Raw genomic sequence first — 23,122 nt, forward strand, 5'->3', positions numbered from 1 at the left:
CAATGAATCAAAGACAAAGAGAGTTAGTAGAAATTTTATTATCCAATAACCAACGTGCGTTATTAATAAAAGACCTTGCTAAACAAGTGCAATGTTCGGAGAAAACTGTACGCAATGATTTGCAAACGATTGACAAGTTGTTAAAGGGTTATCCATCTGCTTATATTATTCGAAAACCAGGAACAGGAGTATTTATAGAAATAAATGAAAACGACCGTGCCCGTTTATTCCATGCTCTTTTTCGTAAAGATGAAACAAAGGATGAACGAGTAATGAACATTGCTTATCGACTATTAACTGAGGAACAACCAATTACTATACAAAACCTTAGTGAAACATATTTTATGCCCACTACTATTATTAAAGATGATCTCAACTGCATACAGCAATGGCTAGAGAGTTTTGGTTTAAGTGTTGAGTGCAGACAAGGGCTTGGGCACTATATAGCGGGAGATGAAATAAATAGACGAGTTGCTTTAGCTCATATCGAAGAACTTACTGGCGATTCAGCAAACTTTGTATTGGATTTATTTATGCCATTTGAAGTTGCTACAGTAAAGCAAACCTTAGACAGCATGTGTAAGCGCTGGGAACTTCCTATAACAAGTGAATCATTGAATAACCTTTTAGTTCATGCGTTAATTATTGTGAAAAGAACAAAGTGTCATGCTCCTATTGGCATACCGAAACAGAATGAATCTATTTTTCAATCAAAAGAATACCAAGCTGCAAAGTGGGGCTTACAGCAATTAACAGAAAAATTTTGTCTTACTTTTTCTGAGTCAGAGATAATCTATTTCACTTGGCATATACGTGGCAGTAAAAAGTACGAAGAGGCGATTTATCAACAAAAAGATGAACCAATGAAGCAAATTTTAGCTACACTAATCGAAACGATGCAACAGCTGACGAGAGTCCCATTCTTGAGTGATGATCAATTAGTGAATGGGCTCATAATTCATTTAGATGCTGTAGTCAATCGTTTAATGTACGGGTTTCCAATTTCTAATCCGTTGTTGTTTGAGATTAAAAAGATGTACCCATATGTGTTTAGCATGGTAACACTCGCGACAGAGCGGATAAATGACAATTTTCATTTAGATATACCAGAGGAAGAAGTGGCATACATTGTACTCCATTTTCAAGCTTCCATTGAGAGGATGGATGCTGAAAAACATGCTATACCAAAAGTCTTAATTGTGTGTGATATGGGCATAGGCATGTCTCGTTTGCTGCAAGCTAAGGTCGAAAAGCAATATCAAGAATTAAAAATTGTAGGGGCAATAGGAAAAGGAGAAGTACAAGCTTTTTTGAAAGAAAATGATGTCAATTTAATTATTTCCACAACACCCTTAGAAAAGGTAAAAGTGCCTTCTATTATTATTTCGCCGCTTTTAGAAGCTACAGATAAAGAAAAACTACAAAAGTATCTTAAAAGACGAGCAGTGGAGTCATCTGTGTTAGCAGCTTCAGATCATGTGCTCTGTGAATTTATCGATGAAGCATTAACATTTGTCGGAATCCGACCACAGCATCGTTTTCAAGTAGTAGAAATGCTGGGAAATATGCTATATAAACAGGGAAAAGTAGACAAATCCTATATTCATCAGGCGTTATTACGAGAACGAAAGTCTGCAACTTCTATTGGCGGTGGAGTAGCGATTCCACATGGTGATCCAATGTTAGTTAGAGAGTCCTCGATAGCTGTAGCTGTTTTAGATAGGCCGATTGACTGGGGTAAAGAAAAAGTATCGATTGTGTTTATGCTAGCTTTAGTAAATGACAAAGCAAATCCGATTAAAGCAATTATTCACAAAATATCAGCTCTCTCTAAAAACCCAGAAATAGTTGGGGCTTTATTAAACGCTCGCGATAAACAAAATTTTTTACGAATTTTAAATGAAAGAAATTTATAAGACTTGCTTTAGTACTGCGAAAATAAAACTTTGTTAGCAGTATACTCCTGTATATTCCACAATACCAACGCTAGCCTTCATCCATGATGTTTTCATGGATGAAGGCTTCCCTTTTTATTTCCTAATTTTAAGTGAAACTGGGAAACCAATTCATAAATAGCGGTTCGGATAGACGAAAAAGGTATTTCTTACACGATAGGAAAGTATAAAACTTTAGGCTTTATGTATAAGAAAAACGATCGCTTTCGCTATAAAGACTTAGCGACAAGCCAAGTTTTTCTAATCTAACTGGGTTACGTTTACCCTATATATTTTAAATTACCATAGTTCCGGTAAAAACTTAGCGTAATTAATGAACAATAATGATATATACTTTGTGATGAAAGCATTATAGTTTTTTACTATAAAGCTTTACAAGATATTCATATAAAGCGCTTGTATGATACAACGAAAGAGATAATAGGCAAATGGATAAAAAATCCAATGTAGACAGTGGTAGCTCTTAGGGATAAAAAAGGAGACTTTTTGGAGTACGCCCACCAAAAACGCGGCTCTCTAATGGAAGGTATGAAATTCCAAATGGGCTTATTTTCTTCAAGATTGTTCTTAAACTTGTGGGGTATCTCTCGTAAGCAAGTTTCACTTTACAAGGAGGTTGAAATAATGAAAATAGTTGCTGTGACTGCGTGTCCAGTAGGTATTGCACATACTTATATGGCAGCTGAAAATTTACAAAAAGCTGGAGAGGAATTGGGTGTTGACATTAAAGTAGAAACTCAAGGTTCCATTGGTGTAGAAAATGCTCTAACCGAGAAGGATATTGAAGATGCGGATGGGGTCATTATAGCTAGTGACAAAGAGGTTTCCAAAGAACGGTTTATTGGAAAAAAGCTGATTGTAACAGGTGTACAAGAAGGAATTAGAAATCCGCAAAAACTGATCCAACGGTTTGAAACGGAAGATATACCTGTGTATAGAGCAGATTTAATGTCCGTAGAAGAAGTTAAAAAAAGGAAAAAACAAAAAGAAAATCCGATTTATAAGCATTTAATGAGTGGTGTATCTTATATGATTCCATTCATTGTTGTAGGCGGATTATTGATTGCACTTGCTTTAACATTAGGTGGAGAGCAGACACCTGGGGGAATTGTTATCCCCGAAGATTCATTTTGGAAAAAAATTGAAGAGATAGGAGCTGCATCATTTAGTTTTATGGTTCCTATTCTAGCTGGATTTATTGCTGTAAGTATTGCTGATCGACCAGGTTTAGCACCAGGTATTATTGGCGGGTTTATTGCGGCAAATGGGAGTTTTTATGGTAGTGAAGCTGGTGCCGGATTTATCGGCGGGATCATTGCAGGCTTTTTGGCAGGGTATATTACTTTAGCTATTAAAAAAATTAAAGTCCCTCAAGCTATCCAACCGGTTATGCCGATTATCTTTATTCCAATTTTATCAACCGCAGCTGTTGGCTTACTATTTGTTTATGTCATTGGTGCTCCCGTAGCTCAAGTGTTTGAATCACTAACAGCATGGTTGGAAGGGATGCAAGGGGCAAGCTCCGTATTATTGGCATTAATTCTCGGTGCGATGATCGCTATTGATATGGGTGGTCCATTTAATAAAGTAGCATTTTTATTTGGCTCAGCTATGATTGCAGAAGGAAACTATGAAATAATGGGACCAATTGCAGTAGCAATTTGTATTCCACCTCTTGGCATGGGTCTTGCAACATTTATCAATAAACGAAAATATCAACCAACAGAGCAACAAGCTGGTAAAGCGAGCTTTACTATGGGACTGTTTGGAATAACGGAAGGAGCAATTCCATTTGCAGCTCAAGATCCATTACGTGTTATCCCGAGTATCGTCATTGGTTCAATGACCGGATCAGTTATTGCTATGCTTGGAAATGTAGGCGATCGGGTGGCACATGGTGGACCAATCGTTGCTGTTTTGGGGGCAGTAGATAATGTACTTATGTTCTTTATTGCTGCTATTATTGGTACAATTGTCACCGCATTACTAGTTAACTTTTTAAAAAAAGATGTAGATGGTGTTCTTAAACATTCCAATAAGGAAAAAGCTAAGCAGAAAATAGACAATGAGCCCGGAGGCAATACGTCCATTGAGCTAAACAAATTAACAGATATTATGACGATGGATTTAATTGATACAGATATTCAGGGCACAACGAGAAATGAAGTAATTGATGAACTCATTCAAAAATTAAATGCATCGGGAGTTTTAAATGATCCAAAGGCTTATAAACAAGCTGTTATTGCTAGGGAAGAAGAAGGAACAACAGGATTGGGAATGAATATTGCTATCCCCCATGGAAAATCTACAGCTGTTAATAAGACCGCAGTAGCCTTTGCCATAAAACGTGATGGTGTAGATTGGGAAAGTTTGGATGGAACAGATGCCAAATTAATTTTTATGATTGCTGTACCGCAAGAACAGGCAGGAGATGCTCATCTAAAAATTTTGCAAATGCTGTCCAGAAAATTAATGGATGCTGCATTTAGAGACCAGCTTTTAAAGGTTACAACGAAGGAAGAAGCGTATCGGTTGCTAGATGAGATTCAATAGTATCAGCAGTTTCTTTGATAATTTAACAAAAGTCTACTTTACCTTTAAAATTTGAATTATTGGAAGAAATGAAAGAAAAACTGTCATTGTGCGGAGTTTCACTATATAATTATGGGAAAAGGGATGAACCTCTTTTCCCATTCCCTGTTTAATAAAAATAATCTATTGGAGGGATTCAGCATGAATCAAGAACCAATATTTTTACAACCTGTATTTCAAGAACGAATTTGGGGAGGAAAAAAATTAACAGCATTGTTTGGCTATGAAATTCCATCAGAGCAAACAGGCGAGGCTTGGGTTATTTCTGCACACCCACACGGTCCAAGCAAAATTATAAATGGCCCCTTAGCGGGAAAAACTTTATTAGATGCTTGGGAAAATCATGGCGAACTGTTTCATAAAAAAAGCAGTGTTAATGAAGCCTATCCACTGTTAGTTAAAATTTTAGATGCAAATGATAATTTATCGGTACAAGTTCATCCCGATGATGAGTTTGCAAGAAATGTGGAAAATCAACCATATGGTAAAACGGAATGTTGGTATGTGCTTGATGCAGAGCCAGGAGCAGAAATTATTTTAGGTCATCACGCAAAAACGAAAGAAGATTTAGCGGCTAAGATGGATCATGGAGATTGGGCTCAGTTGTTACAACGTGTAGCTGTAAACAAAGGCGACTTTATCTATGTACCAAGTGGAACCATTCATGCAATTGGTAAAGGTATCGTTATATTAGAAACCCAACAAAGCTCTGATATTACATATCGAGTGTATGATTATGATCGTAAAGATAATAAGGGAAATCCAAGAGAATTACATCTCGATAAAGCAAAGCAAGTTACAAATATCCCTCATCAAATGCCAAAGTTTGAACAGCAAAGTTATCAGAAAGAGGGTTTACATGTTCAGCAATTAGTAAAAGAAACTTATTTCACTGTGTATCATTGGAAACTTTCGGGCGAAGTGACGCAACATTTAGAAGCTGATTTTCTTCAATGCAGTGTAATTATGGGAAATGCTGAAATACATGTAAATAATAAATCTTACACATTAAAAAAAGGTGACAATTTTATTCTTCCATATGGCATGGATACATATCAGCTCGTCGGCAATGCAGAATTGATTGTTTCACATACGTAATGGATACGCAAAGGAGATATGTTGATTGCTAAATGTATCATTTTACATCAACAATATGAATGAGGTTAAGCAATGGTTAAAAAACGTTTGAATGGACTTTATTATTAGTTCGTTTGAGATATAACCAAAAATAAAAACGGGCGGGAGAAAACAATTATTTTTCTCCGCCTGTTTTTTGTTTTTATTTACGGCACCTATATTAGCTGCTACTGCCAAAAGGGGATAGTATTTCAAATGTTGTAGAATTTCAATCCACAAGGCTAAATACTAAATAACAAAAACCGAACAATTCATTTATAATTGTTCGGTTTGTTTGTGTTTAGAAAAACTTGATTTGTCGCCAAGTCTTTAGCGAAAGCGATCGTTTTTTTATACGATAAAGCCTAAAAATTTTATACTTTCTTATAGTGTAAAAAAATTCCTATCCTCGCTACGTCAACATATTTCGCTTTCCGCGGGCACGGCCTCAGCTTCCTCGGAAAGCAAAGAACGCTTTCCTGCGGGATCTTCAGCTCGAGCTATTCCCGCTGGAGTCTACATATATTGACTACGCTAAAAACTTGCATATACATTAGAAAAGCTTGGCTAGTCGCCAAGTCCTTAGCGAAAGCCGTAGTTTTTCTTATACGATAAAGTGAACCTTCATTCAGTAGGAGTTTTCTTCCATCTCCTACTGAATGTTAGTACCACAAGGGTATGACCTAAAGGCCCTTGAACGAATCGGGCATTTAGGTGCCGTTTTCTCCCACTTAGACCCTTTTGTATCAACTCAAGATTTTGAAGTGAGAGTCTTACGGCACCTTACATGCGGGATAAACCATATAAATTTTATACTTTCCTATCGTACAAGGACGATTTATTGTTCGTTTTTTAATCAGCTGTTTTAGTTATGTCCCCAGCATCGACGAAATGAGGACATGGGTAAGAGAAACGTACACAGTAATTTCAATCCACGTCACCTATGTAAGGTGCGACCAATTTCTTATCCTCCTATTTCTCCCTTTCTGATAATTTCAATCCACGCACCTATGTAAGGTGCGACTTAGTATTGGCGTGGTTATACCGGATAAAATGATAATTTCAATCCACGCACCTATGTAAGGTGCGACGCGAGATTAGTAGAATGCTAAGTGAAGATAATTCGGAGATTTCAATCCACGCACCTATGTAAGGTGCGACTTAAACTTATCCTTAGTCATTTCTTTATCCTTATATTTCAATCCACGCACCTATGTAAGGTGCGACCAAACCTCTCAAAGGGGGAACATCTATTGAGTTTCATTTCAATCCACGCACCTATGTAAGGTGCGACAGTGAATATAACCTAATTTTTTACAAAAACATGAGCGATTTGCCTCTTTTTATAACAAAAACTTCAAAAAAAGTGACTGTTTCCTTTATTTTATTCCATTATCGCGCATTATACAAACAAATATTGGTGCGAATCCCCTAGAGATTTTATGTGCACTTCAGATTCGCACCAAAATAATATGTCTATTCATTTATGATCAAAATACATAAACGTAGACGGATTATCTTTTAACGCTTGTCTACGGAATTAGGGGAATATATATTAAAACTAAAAGACCTGTAATTTTACAATATACATGTTGTTAAAAAAGATTCAAGTTTTAAACCTGTAAATAATTTATATTATTTAGGACTTATGAGAAAAGCGCTTCTGAATTCCCAATTCGCTTCACTAACATTCAAAGAGAAAAACACCTTCTTACATGAAGTGTCTCTTTATTTCCTCAGAATTCTGTCCGTTTGTATGTCGCTAACCGAACGCTTCAGCTTTAGTTCTTTACTATCTTTTTTCTAAGTACATTTGGAGTATATTCTCCATAAAATAAATAAAGGTGAATATTTATATACAAAATTTAATTTTTGTGATACGCTTACAGCAAGGAGGTGAAACGATGGATATAAATGAAAGCGGTTTTAAAATCATTATGCACAGTGGTGATGCACGCTCTCATACGCTGGAAGCATTAAAAAATGCCCGAAAAGGAAATTTTGAAAAAGCCGAACAATTGTTAAAAGATGCTGATGATCAGCTGCTTGAAGCACATAAAATTCAAACATCATTATTACATGAGGAAGCGAATGGAAGAAGCATGAAACTATCCATTATATTCGTTCACGCGCAGGATCACTTAATGACAGCAATGCTGGCAAAAGATTTAGCAACTGAAATTATTGCAATGCAGCAAGCTAAAACTCTATAGAGGCTTACAGTAAGTAAGATAGAAGTTTGTCTAAAACGAATAAATACGAGAAAAGGAGTGTGTGTTATGCGTGTATTAGTAGCATGCAGTGCAGGGATGTCCACGAGTTTATTTGTGCAAAAAATAAAGGATGCTGCAAAAACAGAAGGAGTAGATTTGCAAATAGGAGCTGTCTCCATTTCAGAAGCACGTTCGCTATTACAAAATAACCAGTATGATTTGCTATTGTTAGGTCCGCAAGTTGCCTTTATGAAAAATCAGATGGAAAAAGAATTAGGGAATTCGCTTCCGGTTCGTGTCATTAATAGTCAGGATTATGGTTTAATTCGTGCTGAAAATGTTTTAAAACAAATATTGGATATAGTAAACCGCTAGTATAGAAAAATAAAAGGCTAGGGGGAAATAAAAATGAATCGAATAGCCAATAAAATTGCCCAATGGTTAACGCCAATTGCTACAAGGTTTTCTACGCAGCGTCATTTAGGAGCTGTGCGTGATGGTTTTATTATTTTGATTCCACTTGTTATTGTAGCCTCATTTTTTGTATTGATTAATAATGTAATTTTGGATCCTAATAACGGTATTTTTGCTAATGTTGCAGATTTAAGTGCTTACCAGCAAATAGGAAATCAAGTTTACAATGGCACATTAGGACTGCTTTCAATCTTGATTGCTTTTACTGTAGCTTATAAACTGGCACGTTCTTACAATGAAGATGGCGTTATACCAGGAGTAATGGCAGTCGCTGTTTTAGTATCCATGTTTCCTAATATGGTTGAAGTTGTTCCCCTAAATCAAGAGAAAATAGTAGAGATAACGGGGGTATTTAGTCAAAGTGAAACATCTGCTACTGGATTAATTTTTGCGATTATTTCAGCTTTAATTGGAACAGAAGTTTTTTTACGATTAAAGAGAATCAAAAAATTACAAATCAAAATGCCGGAAAGTGTTCCACCAGAAGTTGCTAGATCTTTTAATGCATTGATTCCAGCATTTTTCACGTTAACATTGTTTGCTTTAATGGTGTTTTTAACGAATGCGTTTTTTGATTTAGGTTTACAAGAAATAATAACCAAAGCGATACAAGCACCACTTGATGCTATCTATCAGGGATTACTCGGTATTAATGGAGTTATGTTTGTACAAAACCTATTATGGGCTTTAGGAATTCATGGTACCTTTGTTCTTGGACCAATTACGGAACCAACGTTACTAGCTGCTATTCAGGAAAATATTGAAGCATTTCAGGCTGGTAGCATCATACCTAATATTGTAACCAAACCATTTATTGATAGTTTTGCGATGATGGGTGGTGGCGGAAATACAATTGGGTTATTAATTGCCATATTTATTGCTTCAAAACGTGCAGAGTACCGTGGTGTTGCTAAACTTTCTGCTGCTCCAGGGTTATTTAATATTAATGAACCATTAATGTTTGGGCTGCCAGTTATTTTGAATCCAATCTTAGCGATACCTCTTATTCTTGTACCAATTGTGAATTTGAATATTGCCTATCTCGCGACATCTTTAGGATTAATTTCAAAAACGGTTGTTTTTATTCCTTGGACAACCCCGCCTGTATTATCCGCTTTCTTAGCGACAGCAGGTGATTTCCGTGCAGCAATTTTAGCTGCTCTATTAATTGCTCTATCGGTAGTTATTTATTTGCCATTTGTAATCGCAACGAATAGAGTAGCAGCTATTGAAAGGAAAAACAGAAGCTAAAGAGAGCTCTTCAACAGGAGGATATGCATGACGAAAGTATTAATCTGTGATTTAGATGGAACATTACTTGATAAAAACAATGAAATATCATTAGAAAATACGAGGAAAATTCAGTCATTTTCAAACTCAGGTGGTACATTTATTATTGCTACAGGACGATTAGATCATGATATTGTGTATGTTGAGAAGCAGCTAGGAATTCAAGGTGCTTTTCGAATTAGCCAAAATGGTGCCGTGATAACGAATAAGGATGGAAAAGTAGTTTTTAAACAGGAGATTGATTCTTATGCGGCTAAAGGAATCATGAAAATATTAGATAAAAGAAAAGAACGAGTTGAAGTAAATGACGCTATACGGCGTTACTTTCCTTCACCACGCCCTATGGGAGGAGTCGCTGAATTTGTTGATTCGTCAGTTATTGATCCACAACTAAACAAAAAAGTTGGGAATAGTGTGATTCCAACCATCTTCCTTATATTCGGTGAAAAATCAGGTTTCAAAGAGATAAAAGCTGCCATCCATAAAAAATATGAAGACATCGTTAATTGTGTAGAAACCAGTGACTCTTCCTTAGAAATTATGCCTAAAAATATCTCAAAGGGTGTAGCTGTCCGCCAAATTATGAAAGAACTGAATAGAACAACACAAGATGTGTATGTTATCGGTGATTCTGAAAATGATATATCCATGTTTGAAGCAGCAGGATATTCATTTGCTATTGACAATGCTTCAGATCAAGTAAAGCAAAAAGCGGATGAGATTCAAAAAACAGTAGCTGACTGTATTGAAGTGATTATGAATACATCTCCGAAAGTCAGGTGAAAACATGAAAAAGATAATCTATATCCCGTTAGATGAGCGACCATGTAATTATGTATATCCGAAATATATGGAGGAAACAAGAAAAGACATCCAACTGATTGTTCCACCAAGTGAAATACTAGGCAAGAAAAAAGAAAAGGCAAATGTCGAGCAATTATGGAAGTTTATCAATGATCATGCTCCTGATGCGGATGGTCTGGTGGTTTCTGTTGAAATGATGCTATACGGCGGTCTTTTACCTTCTAGATTACATCAATTACGTGAATCAGAAGGAAAAGAGCGATTGAAAATGTTTCAAATACTAAGAGAAGCGTATCCGCATTTACTGATATTTGCATCAAATCTAATTATGCGAACTCCGAAATTTAATAGTGCTGATGAAGAACCGGATTATTATGCTGCGTATGGAGAAGTAATATTTAAAAGAGCTTATTTACTAGATAAAGACAAACGTACAGGATTAAATGAAAAGGAAAAGAGTCAATTACAAAAAATAAATACTAAAATTCCAGAAATGTTTATTGAAGATTATGAAAGAAGACGTAATTTCAATGTTACGATGAACATGCATATCCTCGACTTAGTTGTTAAAGATGTAATAAACTTTCTTGTTATTCCGCAAGATGATGCTGCAGTATATGGATATACTGCAAAAGATCAGGCAGTTGTTTATCGTTACATCGAACAAAAAAGATTACAAAACAAAGTAATGGTCTATCCAGGAGCAGATGAGGTTGGATCCACATTAGTTGCCCGGATGCTGAATCATTTGCTCAATAGGAAACCGCGGGTATACTCTTTTTTTAGCTCGACACTAGGTCCCTATATTGTACCACTTTATGAAGACAGACCATTTGCTGAAAGTGTCAAAGCACATTTGCTTGCTTCTGGCTGCAAAGTGTCTTTGCAACCGGAGGAGGCAGATTTTATATTAGCAATTAATACGCCAGGCAAAGTAATGCAAGAAGCATTTAATCAAGATGAAAAAGATGTCACATACAGTAGCTATCGCCAGCTTCACTTTTTTACGGAACGTATCCAAGACTATTTGGATATGGGAAAGCCTGTAGTGCTTGCGGACAGTGCCTTTGCAAATGGAGGAGATATAGAATTGCTCCATTATCTGGATGACTATCAGGTTCTAGATAAAATAATATCCTATAAAGGTTGGAACACAAATGGTAATACGTTAGGGACATCAATTGCTGCAGGCAGCTTTGCGTTTGACAAGCAGGATTGCTTGACAATAAAAAAGAATCTCATATACCATATTCTTGAAGATGGTTTATATCAGGCCATTGTTCGAAAAGAGGTTACAGAAACCGTTCTTCCTGGAATCGGTGCAGACTATTTCCAATTGAATCATCAAGATGATAAAGTTGCTAGTGAAATTGAGAAGAGGATTGTAACCTATTATCAGCAAATGGTGAAATATAGCTTTTCAGAATTCGAATTATCACAGGTTAGTATACATTTACCGTGGAGAAGAATGTTTGAAATTGGTCTTGATTTAAAAATAAAGAATAAATAGTTATCCCTGGCGTAAGGAGAGTTTAATCAATGAATATCATGGATTTTTTAGCAAGAGTGAAGAGCATTTATCCATCCTTAACAAAGAGTGAAAAAAAGGTAGCTTCGTTTGTTTCCGAGAACTACCAGCGCATTGCTTTTTTGTCTTTAACCGAGTTTGCTGATGAATTTGGTGTCGGGGAAGCTACTGTTATTCGCTTTTTAAAAAAGGTGGGCTTTTCTGGATATCATGAATTTAAGACTACTATGGCAAAGCAATTACTAGACGCAAAAGAGGTAAAAACAAATACTGAATTTGAAAAAACGTATCATGATATCGTTAAAATGCTTGATGAAACAAGGTTGTTAACGAATGCAGAAAAAATAAAACAATCAGCTAATTTGATAAAGAACAGCAAAGCAATCTATTTGTTTGGGATCGGCTTTTCAGCTTTGGCTGCACAGGGAGCACAGATTAGACTTATGCGCCTTGGATATAAAGCGTACTTTTTTTCAGAACAGCATACAAGAGTAGTATCATCTCATTTAATCGAATCTGATGACTTATCGATAGCATTTAGTGTAACAGGTGATACACGAGAGACGTTACAATGGTTAAGTAAGGTGAAGGAAAATGGGGCAAAAACGATCGCTATTACAAACCATTCACGTTCGCCTATTACCAAAATCGCTGAATTGATATTATTTACTGCAGGAAAAGAAGTAGCACAAGAAGGTAGTACATTAATTACGGAAATGTCGCAGCTTTTTGTCGTTGAACAGATTTGTCATTACCTGCATGAAATTGATGATGCTAGAATTGCATTGGCAAAGAAACAAATTTCTGAGTCCATTGATTAACGAAGACAAGTCAATTTTAGATAAACAATCTGGTTAAAGTCAATGTATAAAATTTATTCGCCTGTATCAAAGTAGAAAAAATCTGAGGTAAGCGGGTGTTGCTATGCGGAACAGGCGAATTTTTCATGTTCTCTACAACCCCTTCAAGAGGGGAATCTTACCGCACCTTACATTCCGGGTGACAGGACAAGGAAAACTGCGTCAGCGACACATCGCGATTTTTCAAGGATGGGAAGTAAGGGGGAGGAAAAATCCTACTAAAACATGGTTATTAGAATATCCGGCTATTTCCTCCGTTAAAACGAAGAATGGTATACTGGTAGTAATATATACTGCTAAAATCCGCAATGTTTTTTTCTTCCCTCCGCAGTTTATATTTATACTTGTTTTTGTGATGAATTTATTTTATTTATACTTGCTTATTCGTTAAAATAGATATATAAGAGCGCGTTTAAAAAAAGGATAAAAAGGGCTAAGATCAGCTCAGATCGCAGCATTTGCTAACGCCGATACTAGTATTCCTATCTAGGCGAAGTTTCGATTACGCGATTGTACAGGACGTACTGATTTCTAGTTACCCACAGGATGTGGGCGCTTTTAGTAGAAGATCCTTTTAATAGATACATAAGTGCTAGTGCAGCTTTCTTGAGATTATTTCCAAGGGACAGAGAAACAAGCTAATAAAGAAAACGTAGCTAGCGGCAAGCAGGGCGTAGACGATAGCCTTGTTGCACGTATACGTAAAACTTAAAAATTTTTACTGCATGGAATGAACTTAGAGCGCAAAATTTTATACGTTCGAACGGGCGAAGAAATTTGATGTTTTTAGTGTACTTTTGGAACACCTCTATAAGAGAATGTTCGAGGGGTAAGGCAAAAGTACAAAGCCAATATGGTAAATTTCAACGTTGAGTTAGGTTATTAAGTCCAACGTATATGTACAACTAGGACATTTCTTGTCAAAAGCTTGGGAGACAGCTAAGTTTTTATTGATCAAGAAACGCTATTCGTTTTTTATATGATGGATATCTTTTATGGAAGTAGCTTCGTCGTGTACTTCAACGCCTTAGCAAACCCGAACGCTTCCCCTTTTGTTCTTGACTTATTTCCTTGAAGTATGTCCCCTATCATCCTTTTTTGTACTATAGGAAATATAAAATTTAGGGTTTATCCCGCATGTAAGGTGCCGTAAGATTCCCACTTCAAGAGCCTTTAGTTAATACAAAGGGTCAAAGTGGGAGAAAACGGCACCTAAATGCCCGATTGGTTCCACTAACATTCAGTAGGAGAGGGAAGAAAACTCCTACTGAATGAAAGTTTCACTTTATAGTATAAGAAAAACTACAGCTTTCGCTAAAGATTTGGCGACAAGCCAAGTTTTTCTAAAACAAGCATATAAGTAATGATGGAGGAATAGCGATATGATAGCTCACTTACAAGATACAGTAACACTTAATAATGGAGTTGAAATGCCAGGATTTGGGCTTGGTGTGTACAAAGTAGAAGATGGAAGTACTGTGAAAACAGCTGTTCAAGCAGCGCTGGAAACTGGCTATCGCTTGATTGATACCGCTTCTTTTTATGACAATGAAATAGGTGTTGGCGAAGCGATTCGAGCATCAAGAATAGCTCGCGATGAGTTATTCATTACAACGAAGATTTGGAATGATCAGCAGGGTTATGAGAATACGTTCAAAGCATTTGAGCTTAGTTTGGAAAAGCTAGGTTTAGATTACTTAGATTTATATTTGATTCACTGGCCTGTAAAAGGTATGTATAAAGCAACTTGGCAGGCTATGGAGGAGCTATACCAAGCTGGCAAGGTTCGAGCAATAGGTGTTAGTAATTTTCACCAACACCATTTAGAAAATTTGCTGGAGGATAGTAAAATTATACCTGCTGTGAATCAAGTAGAATATCATCCGCATCTTACTCAAGTACCTTTACATGAGTTTTGTAATTCTCATCACATTCAACTGGAAGCATGGTCACCGTTAAAACGAGGTCAGCTGATTCATGATCCTCTCTTAGAAAGCATTGGCGAAAAATATGGGAAAACCGCCGCACAAGTAATTTTGCGATGGGATATACAAAAAGAGGTTATAACCATACCTAAGTCCATTAAGCCGAAACGAATCCATGAAAATGCTGACGTATTTGATTTTTCACTAACGGAAGAAGAAATGGAACAGATTAATAATTTAAATTTGAATGATCGTAGTGGCACAAATCCAGACAGCTTTGATTAAGCTACTTTAAAACCTATCATCAAAACTTCTATTCCGGTGCAGGGATGGAAGTTTTTCTTGCGCTATAGGAAAGTATAAAACTTTAGGCTTTATCGTATAAGAAAAACGATAGCTTTTGTTAAAGACTTGGCACAAGCCAAGTTTTTTCTAAATGTACATCTATTTATCACATATGTTACATCCCGTATCTCACTTCAAAAGTGATAAAGAATACGAAGAAGTCTAAGAGGGAAAAAACGGCTCTTCATTCCCAGATTTGTTCTGGGTGAGAAAAGCTTCGCCAGCACCACATGTTATGCGGAAAAAGTGTATTTCCTTTTTAAGGACGGCCAAGTTTTTGTTTTAAATCTATCAATTGGGAATCAATGAAGTTCGCTATCTATGCGGATAGGAAATTTTAATTATTCGTGACTTAGATTTTATTGTCAATCAAATCTTTTAAAGTTGTTAGAATAGCTAACTGAATAGCACTTAAACGGCTATTCGAAGTATCTATTTAGTTCAGTAGCTTACAAGTTCAGATTAGCACAACTGTGATCGAAGGATGAACAAATACGGAATTTTATCCTTTCCCAATTCCAAAAATACATTGAAGTATTTGATAATTAAGCATATAATAATGCGAAAGAAAGGTGGTAATAGATTTGGAAAAAGATTTGCGAATAAAAAGTCATGTCTTTAGTGATGGAGCAATGAGAGCCCCAAATCGTGCTATGTTGCGAGCTGTAGGTGTTTCAGATGATGACTTCAAAAAACCGATGATTGGTATTGCTAGCACATGGAGTGAGGTTACGCCATGTAATATACATATTAATGACTTGGCGAAACGCGCAAAAGAAGGTGCTAGAGAGGCGGGAGGGGTTCCGTTAATTTTTAATACCATTACGGTTTCTGATGGAATTTCGATGGGAACGCAAGGGATGCGTTATTCTTTACCAAGTCGTGATCTAATTGGTGATTCGATAGAAACGGTAGTAGGTGCAGAAAACTTAGACGGTTTGGTTGCTATTGGTGCTTGTGATAAAAATATACCAGGATGTATGATTGCCATTGCTAATGCAGAAGTGCCAGCCGTGTTTGTGTATGGAGGTACGATAGCCCCAGGATCCATTAACGGAAAAGATATCGATATCGTTTCTGTATTTGAAGGCGTTGGAAAACATAATAATGGCTTAATTGATGATAATGAGTTACGTCAGATTGAATGTCAAGCGTGCCCGGGAGCCGGAGCTTGCGGAGGGATGTACACCGCAAATACAATGGCTTCAGCAATGGAGGCAATTGGAATGAGTTTACCAGGAAGTTCTTCCAACCCTGCAGAATCGAAAGAAAAGGCAAAAGATTGTGAGAATGCAGGAAAAGCTGTTTATCATCTACTTGAAAAAGGCATTTACCCAAAGGATATTATGACAAAGAAAGCATTTGAAAATGCAATAACAGTTGTTATGGCTTTGGGCGGTTCTACCAATGCCATTTTACATTTACTAGCAATCGCTCATGCTATGGAAATAGACTTAACGATAGATGATTTCAATCGAATTCAAGAAAAAACACCGCATCTTGCTGACTTAAAACCGAGTGGTAAATATGTGATGCAAGATTTACACAGAGTTGGTGGTGTACAAGCTGTCATGAAAATGCTGTATGAAGCTGGCTACTTACATGGAGATTGCTTAACTGTAACCGGAAAAACGATGGCTGAAAATATGAAGAATGTGCCAGCTTTAAAAGAAGACCAAGCTGTAATTATGCCGTTTGATCATCCAAAGCGTAAGGATGGTCCATTAATCGTTCTAAAAGGTAACTTAGCTCCTCGAGGTGCTGTTGCTAAAGTATCTGGGGTAAAAGTCAGCCGTCATGTGGGTCCTGCACGAGTATTTAATACAGAAAAAGAAGCAACAGAAGCCGTTATCAATAATAAAATTAAAGAAGGAGATGTACTTGTGATTCGGTATGTTGGACCAAAGGGCGGACCTGGCATGCCAGAAATGCTATCAATCTCTGCAATTTTAGTAGGAAAAGGTCTGGGAGAAAAAGTTGCTCTCTTGACAGATGGCAGATTTTCTGGTGGAACGCATGGTTTAGTCGTCGGTCATATTGCTCCGGAAGCTCAGGATGGAGGGCCGATTGCTTTCTTAGAAGAAGGCGATATAGTTACGATCGATTCTACTAAAAAAGAAATTTTGTTTGCGATTACGGAAAAAGAGTTACAGAAAAGAAAGCAACACTGGACAGCACCTCCTTTGTATAAAAAAGGGGTATTAGGAAAATATGCACATAATGTTTCCTGTTCCTCACTTGGTGCAGTTACTGATTTCCTCGATAAATAAACAAAAAGATTAGTATATCGGGCAACTAAATGGTTTTATAGGCTTATTATAAAGCGCAGTATATTGAATTAATATATTGCGCTTTGTTTGTTTTTAAAAAACATTGTATTTATAGTGTTAATTGCGATATATTACATTGTAAAGAAAATGTAATATATTATCTGTTTTATTATAGTTAACGCTTTGTAAGCGTATACAATAAATAAATTTATCTAAAAATATTTAAATACCTGTTGACTCTTGTTTAAAAACAGTATATTATTAACGGCAATATCAAAAAAATCTTACAACAACAGTAATTTTCGTATTTCATTTATTTTGTCTATTTTTTGAAAAGTTAAACAAAAAACAAACTGAAAATTTAATCATTATAACGCGATGACGAGAAAAAAGGAATATAGCTAAATGTATTCACAGAGATCCGGGGATGCTGGAAGCCCGGAAATACAGTATATTCTGACATCATCTCTGAGCGCCGGACTGAACGGGTAACTTAATAGGCCGGCCAGGTGCATTTACTTATGTATCTGTTATCCAAATGAGTTTTCATTGATTCTTCGATGCTTAATCAAGATATAGCATAAGAATCAACTAAACTCGCTAAGTTAGTATTCGCGAGAATGCTAAAAAACTGGGTGGTACCGTGAAAGGCAGCGCTTTTCTCCCCAAACACTGTAAAATTATGTGCAGTTAGGGGAGGAGGGCGCTTTTTTTGTACTGTAGGAGTATAAAACTTTAGGCTTTATCGTATAAGAAAAACTGCCGCTTTCGCCATAAAGACTAAGCGACAAGCCAAGTTTTTCCAATAGCTAAATAGTCAGGTTAGCGAAATGTTGAATAAATCCGTACAGCTCTGATTGAGCGGGATTTTCATATTAAAAAAACTTTATCTAAAAGGAGGCATGCAGAAGTGAAGGTTGAGGCAAAGCATGAAGTGAAAAGTACAGAAAAATTAGAAACGGGTGCAGATGTATTAATTGACGCATTAGTCAAAGCTCGAGTCGATACTATTTTCGGTTATCCAGGTGGTGCTGTGTTACCAATTTATGATGCAATTTATCGCAGTAATGCTCCCTTTGAACATGTGCTTTCGCGTCATGAACAAGGGTCTATCCATGCAGCGGAAGGCTATGCACGAGTTACAGGGAAACCAGGAGTTGTTATTGCTACTTCCGGTCCGGGAGCGACTAATCTGGTAACAGGAATAACAGATGCAATGATGGATTCGTTGCCAATCGTTATTTTTACAGGTCAGGTGGCTAACACTGTCATTGGAACAGACGCATTTCAGGAAGCTGATATTATTGGGATCACAACACCAATTACAAAATATAATTATCAGGTTACTGATTTGCTAGAATTGCCAAGAATTGTAAAGGAAGCATTTCATATTGCTTCTACAGGGAGACCGGGACCGGTTGTTGTGGATATCCCAAAAGATGTTTCGTCGCAGCTTTCAACAGCTGTATACGATGATCATTTTGAACTTCCTGGTTATCAGCCAAATAAAACACCAAATCCACTACAAATAGTTAAACTGATGGATGCTCTGACAAAAGCGAAAAAACCAATGATTCTGGCAGGAGCAGGAGTAATTTTTGCTAATGCAAGCGATGAGTTAAAAGCTGTTGCAGAAAAATTTAATCTTCCTGTAGCTAATACGTTGCTTGGTTTAGGCAGTTTCCCGGGTTCTCATGATTTATCGCTCGGAATGGCTGGAATGCATGGAACTTATGCAGCAAATATGGCTTTATATGAATGTGATTTACTAATTAACATTGGGGCACGTTTTGACGATCGCCTAACCGGTAACCTCAAGCATTTTGCTCCAAAAGCGAAAGTTGCACATATCGACATTGATCCAGCTGAGATTGGAAAAAATGTACCGACCGAAATCCCGGTCGTAGCAGATGCAAAAGAAGCTTTAAACGCATTGCTGTTAAGTTCAGCAGAACCAATCAATCCCAAAAACTGGCGGAATCATTTAGAAAAATATAAGCGAGATTATCCACTGTGGTATGACAGATCGAATGGCTATATTTCTCCACAATGGCTGCTTGAGCAAATATACGACATCACAGAGGGAAAGGCAATTGTGACAACAGATGTTGGTCAGCATCAAATGTGGGCAGCACAATACTATCGATTTGAAAAACCAAATCGATGGGTCACTTCAGGAGGACTTGGAACAATGGGCTTTGGTTTCCCGGCATCAATTGGAGCACAACTAGGCGCCCCAAATGATTTAGTGGTATCGATCGTTGGGGATGGAGGGTTTCAAATGACTTTCCAGGAACTTTCGGTTGTAAAAGAAAAGAAGCTACCGGTTAAAACGATTATCGTAAATAATCAGGCACTAGGAATGGTGAGGCAATGGCAAGAAACTTTTTATGAAGAACGATATTCTGAATCTATATTTATGGAAAATCCTGATTTTGTAAAATTGGCAGAGAGTTATGGAATTCGTGGAATGCGTGTAGAAAGCGAAAAGGAAGTGCCGCTTGTATTGCAAGAGGCGTTTGCCTACGAAGGTCCTGTTGTAGTTGATTGTCGTGTAGAACAAGAGACCTGTGTATATCCAATGGTTGCTCCAGGAAAGGGAATCCAAGAAATGATTGGGGTGAGAAAATGAGGCGTATTATCACTGCCACGGTGCAAAATCGAAGTGGTGTGCTTAATCGAATAACAGGGATGTTGTATCGAAGACAGTTCAATATCGAGAGTATTTCCGTTGGCGCATCGGAAACAGAAGGGCTCTCCAAGATGACATTTGTTGTCGATATTGAGGATCATCAGAAACTGGAGCAATTAACGAAACAATTAAATAAACAAATCGATGTTTTAAAAGTGTCCGATATTACAGATAAAGCAATCGTAGCGAGAGAATTAGCACTTATTAAAGTTGTCGGAAGCGGACAATTACGAGCGGAAATACAAGGAATTATTACGCCATTTAGATCATCCATTATCGATGTGAGTAGAGATAGTTTAACGGTTCAAGTAACCGGAAAACCTGACAAGGTAGATGCACTTATTTCTTTATTACGACCTTATGGAATAAAAGAATTAACAAGAACCGGTGTCACTGCATTTTTGCGAGGGCAACAGCCGGCTCAAGTGACAGAAATAAATTCATGTACGATTTAAAAAACAGGGAGGAAATCAATATGTCAAAAGTACTTTATGAAAAGGATATAAATACAGAAGTTTTACAAGGAAAGAAAATCGCAATTATTGGCTATGGTTCACAAGGTCATGCGCATGCACTAAACTTGAGAGAAAGCGGATTTGATGTCGTTGTAGGGTTACGTCCAGGAAAATCGCAAGTAAAAGCAGAAGAGGATGGCTTTAACGTACTTTCTGTAGCAGAAGCTGTCAAGCAATCGGATGTAATTATGATTTTACTTCCTGATGAACTGCAAACAGCGGTTTATAAAGAAAGCATTGAAGCAAATCTGAAGCCGGGTAATGCGCTTGCTTTTGCTCATGGATTTAATATTCATTTTAGCCAAATTGTTCCACCTTCTAATGTAGATGTATTTCTTGTAGCTCCAAAAGGGCCGGGGCATTTAGTGCGACGTACCTATGAGGAAGGGGCAGGTGTACCAGCACTTTATGGAATCTATCAGGATGTATCGGAAAAAGCAAGGGACATTGCATTAGCCTATGCACAGGGAATTGGCGCAGCACGTGCAGGGATTTTGGAAACAACTTTCCAAGAAGAAACAGAAACAGACCTCTTTGGAGAGCAAGCAGTGCTATGCGGTGGAGTTACGAGCTTGATCAAAGCAGGTTTTGAAACATTAACGGAAGCTGGTTATCAGCCAGAAGTGGCGTATTTTGAATGTTTACATGAAATGAAACTAATTGTGGATCTTCTCTATGAGGGTGGTTTGGAAAATATGCGTTACTCCATTTCAGATACGGCACAATGGGGAGATTTTGTTTCTGGACCTCGGGTGATTAATGATGAAACAAAAGCGAGAATGAAAGAAATTCTAACAGATGTGCAAACAGGTGCATTTGCCAAAGGATGGATTTTAGAAAACCAAGCTAACCGTCCACAATTTAATGCCATAAACGCAAAAGAAAATCAACATCCAATCGAAAAAGTAGGGAAGGAGTTACGTGCATTAATGCCTTTTGTTTCAGAGCCATTACAAGCAAAAAAAAATAAACAAAAGGATGTGAATGTTCATGTCACGAATTAAAATATTCGATACGACACTTCGAGATGGTGAACAGTCCCCTGGGGTGAATTTGAATAAATTAGAAAAGTTAGAAATAGCAAAGCAATTGGAACGGTTAGGAGTTGATCGGATGGAAGCAGGTTTTCCTGCCTCCTCCGAAGGGGATTTTCAAGCGGTAAAAGCCATTGCAGATACGATTAAACATACATCTGTTACTGCATTGTCAAGAACGGTAAAGTCAGATATTGATATCGCTTGGGAGGCGCTGAAGGGAGCAGATGAACCTTGCCTTCATATTTTCTTGGCAACCTCTCCTATCCATATGACCTATAAGCTAAGAAAGACACCAGATGAGGTCATTGCAACGGCTACAGAAATGGTAGCTTATGCCAAGAAGAAGTTTCCACAGATAGAATGGTCTGCAGAAGATGCTTCACGATCAGATTGGAGTTTTTTAGCGCAAATTGTTGAAAAGGTAATCGATGCTGGTGCAACAGTTATTAACCTTCCAGACACAGTTGGCTATACAACACCGAAAGAATATGGAGATATGTTCAAGTATATTCGTGAAAATGTACCGAATATTGATCAGGTTACTTTATCTTGTCATTGTCATAATGACCTTGGGATTGCGGTGGCAAACTCGATTGCAGCTGTTGAAAATGGAGCAACGCAAATTGAAGGTACCATTAATGGCATTGGTGAGCGAGCAGGTAATGCAGCACTGGAAGAAATTGCAGTTGCTTTAAATATTCGTTCTGATTTTTATTCATTTCAAACAAACTTAAATCTAAAAGAAGTTAAGCGCACAAGTGATATGGTAGCTAAGCTGACAGGGATGTATATTCAGGCAAATAAGGCGGTAGTTGGGAGAAATGCGTTTGCTCATGAATCGGGTATTCATCAAGATGGCGTACTAAAACATGCTTCAACTTATGAAATTATTACACCAGAGCTTGTCGGAGTCAATGCCAATACACTATTTTTAGGTAAGCATTCCGGACGTCATGCATTTAAAGAAAAGGTTACGGAGCTTGGCATAGAGCTTTCCGAAGACAATATTAACAAAGCGTTTGCAGCTTTTAAACAGCTTACAGATCATAAAAAAGAAGTTACAGATGACGATATTTTTACGATTATTACTGAAATTCAAACGAATACAGCTTCTGTCGATAAATATAAGCTGGAAATGTTTCAAATTCAATACGGCTCGAATAATATTCCAACCGCAGCTGTTGAACTAAAAACGCCTGCTGGAAAAGTAGTTAAAACAGCATGTACCGGAAATGGAAGTGTAGAGGCCCTCTATAGAACATTAGAAGCTTTAACAGAAGAAGAAACAAAACTTATTGATTACCAGATAAACTCCGTAGGCGGAGGCAAAGATGCACTTGCTGAATCACGTGTTCAGCTGATGGTGAATGGGAAAACAGTGAACGGAAGAGGAGCGGCACAAGACGTTATGGAAGCGTCTGTGCAAGCATATTTAAACGCAGTAAATCGCTATATTATTCAACAAGTCAATACAGATAAGCAGAAAGTGGTTAAATCACATTAAAA

At 37.2% G+C, this 23,122-nt stretch carries 15 protein-coding genes and 1 CRISPR repeat array; all 15 genes read left to right on the forward strand.

The genetic code is table 11. The annotated features are described in order from the left end of the window. Positions 1-2 precede the first annotated feature (2 nt). The 15 genes from BN1066_RS12710 to BN1066_RS12785 all read left to right on the forward strand — a co-directional run bounded on the left by BN1066_RS12710 (position 3) and on the right by BN1066_RS12785 (position 23,120). Positions 3-1,916, forward strand: coding sequence for a BglG family transcription antiterminator (locus BN1066_RS12710; RefSeq protein WP_077319856.1), 1,914 nt, complete (start codon positions 3-5; stop codon positions 1,914-1,916). A 663-nt stretch (positions 1,917-2,579) separates the two neighbouring features. After that, positions 2,580-4,508 (forward strand): PTS fructose transporter subunit IIABC, encoded by a 1,929-nt coding sequence (locus BN1066_RS12715; RefSeq protein WP_077319857.1) that lies wholly within the window; start codon positions 2,580-2,582, stop codon positions 4,506-4,508. Between the two features lie 180 nt (positions 4,509-4,688). Continuing rightward, positions 4,689-5,645 (forward strand): mannose-6-phosphate isomerase, class I, encoded by a 957-nt coding sequence (gene manA, locus BN1066_RS12720; RefSeq protein WP_077319858.1) that lies wholly within the window; start codon positions 4,689-4,691, stop codon positions 5,643-5,645. 1,010 nt (positions 5,646-6,655) lie between these two features. Next, positions 6,656-6,957: a CRISPR direct-repeat array (repeat unit 32 nt; unit sequence ATTTCAATCCACGCACCTATGTAAGGTGCGAC). 610 nt (positions 6,958-7,567) lie between these two features. Next, positions 7,568-7,876, forward strand: coding sequence for a PTS sugar transporter subunit IIA (locus BN1066_RS12725; RefSeq protein WP_077319859.1), 309 nt, complete (start codon positions 7,568-7,570; stop codon positions 7,874-7,876). Positions 7,877-7,942: 66 nt separating this feature from the next. Further along, positions 7,943-8,251: a PTS sugar transporter subunit IIB gene (locus BN1066_RS12730; RefSeq protein WP_077319860.1), complete on the forward strand. Its 309-nt coding sequence runs from the start codon at positions 7,943-7,945 to the stop codon at positions 8,249-8,251. Positions 8,252-8,284: 33 nt separating this feature from the next. Beyond that, positions 8,285-9,601: a PTS sugar transporter subunit IIC gene (locus BN1066_RS12735; RefSeq protein ID WP_143695815.1), complete on the forward strand. Its 1,317-nt coding sequence runs from the start codon at positions 8,285-8,287 to the stop codon at positions 9,599-9,601. Positions 9,602-9,628: 27 nt separating this feature from the next. Further along, complete coding sequence (locus BN1066_RS12740; protein WP_077319862.1) at positions 9,629-10,423, forward strand: Cof-type HAD-IIB family hydrolase; 795 nt, start codon at positions 9,629-9,631, stop codon at positions 10,421-10,423. A gap of 4 nt (positions 10,424-10,427) precedes the next feature. Next, a complete protein-coding gene (locus BN1066_RS12745; RefSeq protein WP_077319863.1) occupies positions 10,428-11,954 on the forward strand; it encodes a DUF4127 family protein in 1,527 nt (508 codons plus the stop codon). Between the two features lie 29 nt (positions 11,955-11,983). Continuing rightward, positions 11,984-12,793, forward strand: a complete 810-nt coding sequence (locus tag BN1066_RS12750) for a MurR/RpiR family transcriptional regulator (protein ID WP_077319864.1) — start codon at positions 11,984-11,986, stop codon at positions 12,791-12,793. A gap of 1,421 nt (positions 12,794-14,214) precedes the next feature. Next, positions 14,215-15,042, forward strand: a complete 828-nt coding sequence (locus BN1066_RS12760) for an aldo/keto reductase (RefSeq protein WP_077319866.1) — start codon at positions 14,215-14,217, stop codon at positions 15,040-15,042. Between the two features lie 644 nt (positions 15,043-15,686). Then, complete coding sequence (gene ilvD / locus BN1066_RS12765) at positions 15,687-17,372, forward strand: dihydroxy-acid dehydratase (protein ID WP_077319867.1); 1,686 nt, start codon at positions 15,687-15,689, stop codon at positions 17,370-17,372. A 910-nt stretch (positions 17,373-18,282) separates the two neighbouring features. After that, positions 18,283-20,004 carry an acetolactate synthase large subunit gene (gene ilvB, locus BN1066_RS12770; RefSeq protein WP_077319868.1) on the forward strand — a complete coding sequence of 574 codons (1,722 nt, stop codon included), beginning with the start codon at positions 18,283-18,285 and terminating at the stop codon, positions 20,002-20,004. Continuing rightward, positions 20,001-20,519 (forward strand): acetolactate synthase small subunit, encoded by a 519-nt coding sequence (gene ilvN / locus BN1066_RS12775; RefSeq protein WP_077319869.1) that lies wholly within the window; start codon positions 20,001-20,003, stop codon positions 20,517-20,519. Before ilvB ends, ilvN begins: the two co-directional genes overlap by 4 nt. A gap of 20 nt (positions 20,520-20,539) precedes the next feature. Next, positions 20,540-21,583, forward strand: a complete 1,044-nt coding sequence (gene ilvC / locus BN1066_RS12780) for a ketol-acid reductoisomerase (RefSeq protein WP_077319870.1) — start codon at positions 20,540-20,542, stop codon at positions 21,581-21,583. Continuing rightward, positions 21,570-23,120: a 2-isopropylmalate synthase gene (locus BN1066_RS12785; RefSeq protein ID WP_077319871.1), complete on the forward strand. Its 1,551-nt coding sequence runs from the start codon at positions 21,570-21,572 to the stop codon at positions 23,118-23,120. The genes ilvC and BN1066_RS12785 overlap by 14 nt, the downstream gene beginning before the upstream one ends. Positions 23,121-23,122: the final 2 nt, after the last annotated feature.

The sequence above is a fragment of the Virgibacillus proomii genome (genome assembly GCF_900162615.1).
Taxonomy (GTDB): domain Bacteria; phylum Bacillota; class Bacilli; order Bacillales; family Amphibacillaceae; genus Virgibacillus; species Virgibacillus proomii.

What these genes read in the sequence shown, in the direction of transcription:
- BN1066_RS12710 (WP_077319856.1), top strand. Translation starts at nt 3, where the DNA reads ATGAATCAAAGACAAAGAGAGTTAGTAGAAATTTTATTATCCAATAAC.
- BN1066_RS12715 (WP_077319857.1), top strand. Translation starts at nt 2,580, where the DNA reads ATGAAAATAGTTGCTGTGACTGCGTGTCCAGTAGGTATTGCACATACT.
- manA (WP_077319858.1), top strand. Translation starts at nt 4,689, where the DNA reads ATGAATCAAGAACCAATATTTTTACAACCTGTATTTCAAGAACGAATT.
- BN1066_RS12725 (WP_077319859.1), top strand. Translation starts at nt 7,568, where the DNA reads ATGGATATAAATGAAAGCGGTTTTAAAATCATTATGCACAGTGGTGAT.
- BN1066_RS12730 (WP_077319860.1), top strand. Translation starts at nt 7,943, where the DNA reads ATGCGTGTATTAGTAGCATGCAGTGCAGGGATGTCCACGAGTTTATTT.
- BN1066_RS12735 (WP_143695815.1), top strand. Translation starts at nt 8,285, where the DNA reads ATGAATCGAATAGCCAATAAAATTGCCCAATGGTTAACGCCAATTGCT.
- BN1066_RS12740 (WP_077319862.1), top strand. Translation starts at nt 9,629, where the DNA reads ATGACGAAAGTATTAATCTGTGATTTAGATGGAACATTACTTGATAAA.
- BN1066_RS12745 (WP_077319863.1), top strand. Translation starts at nt 10,428, where the DNA reads ATGAAAAAGATAATCTATATCCCGTTAGATGAGCGACCATGTAATTAT.
- BN1066_RS12750 (WP_077319864.1), top strand. Translation starts at nt 11,984, where the DNA reads ATGAATATCATGGATTTTTTAGCAAGAGTGAAGAGCATTTATCCATCC.
- BN1066_RS12760 (WP_077319866.1), top strand. Translation starts at nt 14,215, where the DNA reads ATGATAGCTCACTTACAAGATACAGTAACACTTAATAATGGAGTTGAA.
- ilvN (WP_077319869.1), top strand. Translation starts at nt 20,001, where the DNA reads ATGAGGCGTATTATCACTGCCACGGTGCAAAATCGAAGTGGTGTGCTT.
- ilvC (WP_077319870.1), top strand. Translation starts at nt 20,540, where the DNA reads ATGTCAAAAGTACTTTATGAAAAGGATATAAATACAGAAGTTTTACAA.
- BN1066_RS12785 (WP_077319871.1), top strand. Translation starts at nt 21,570, where the DNA reads ATGTCACGAATTAAAATATTCGATACGACACTTCGAGATGGTGAACAG.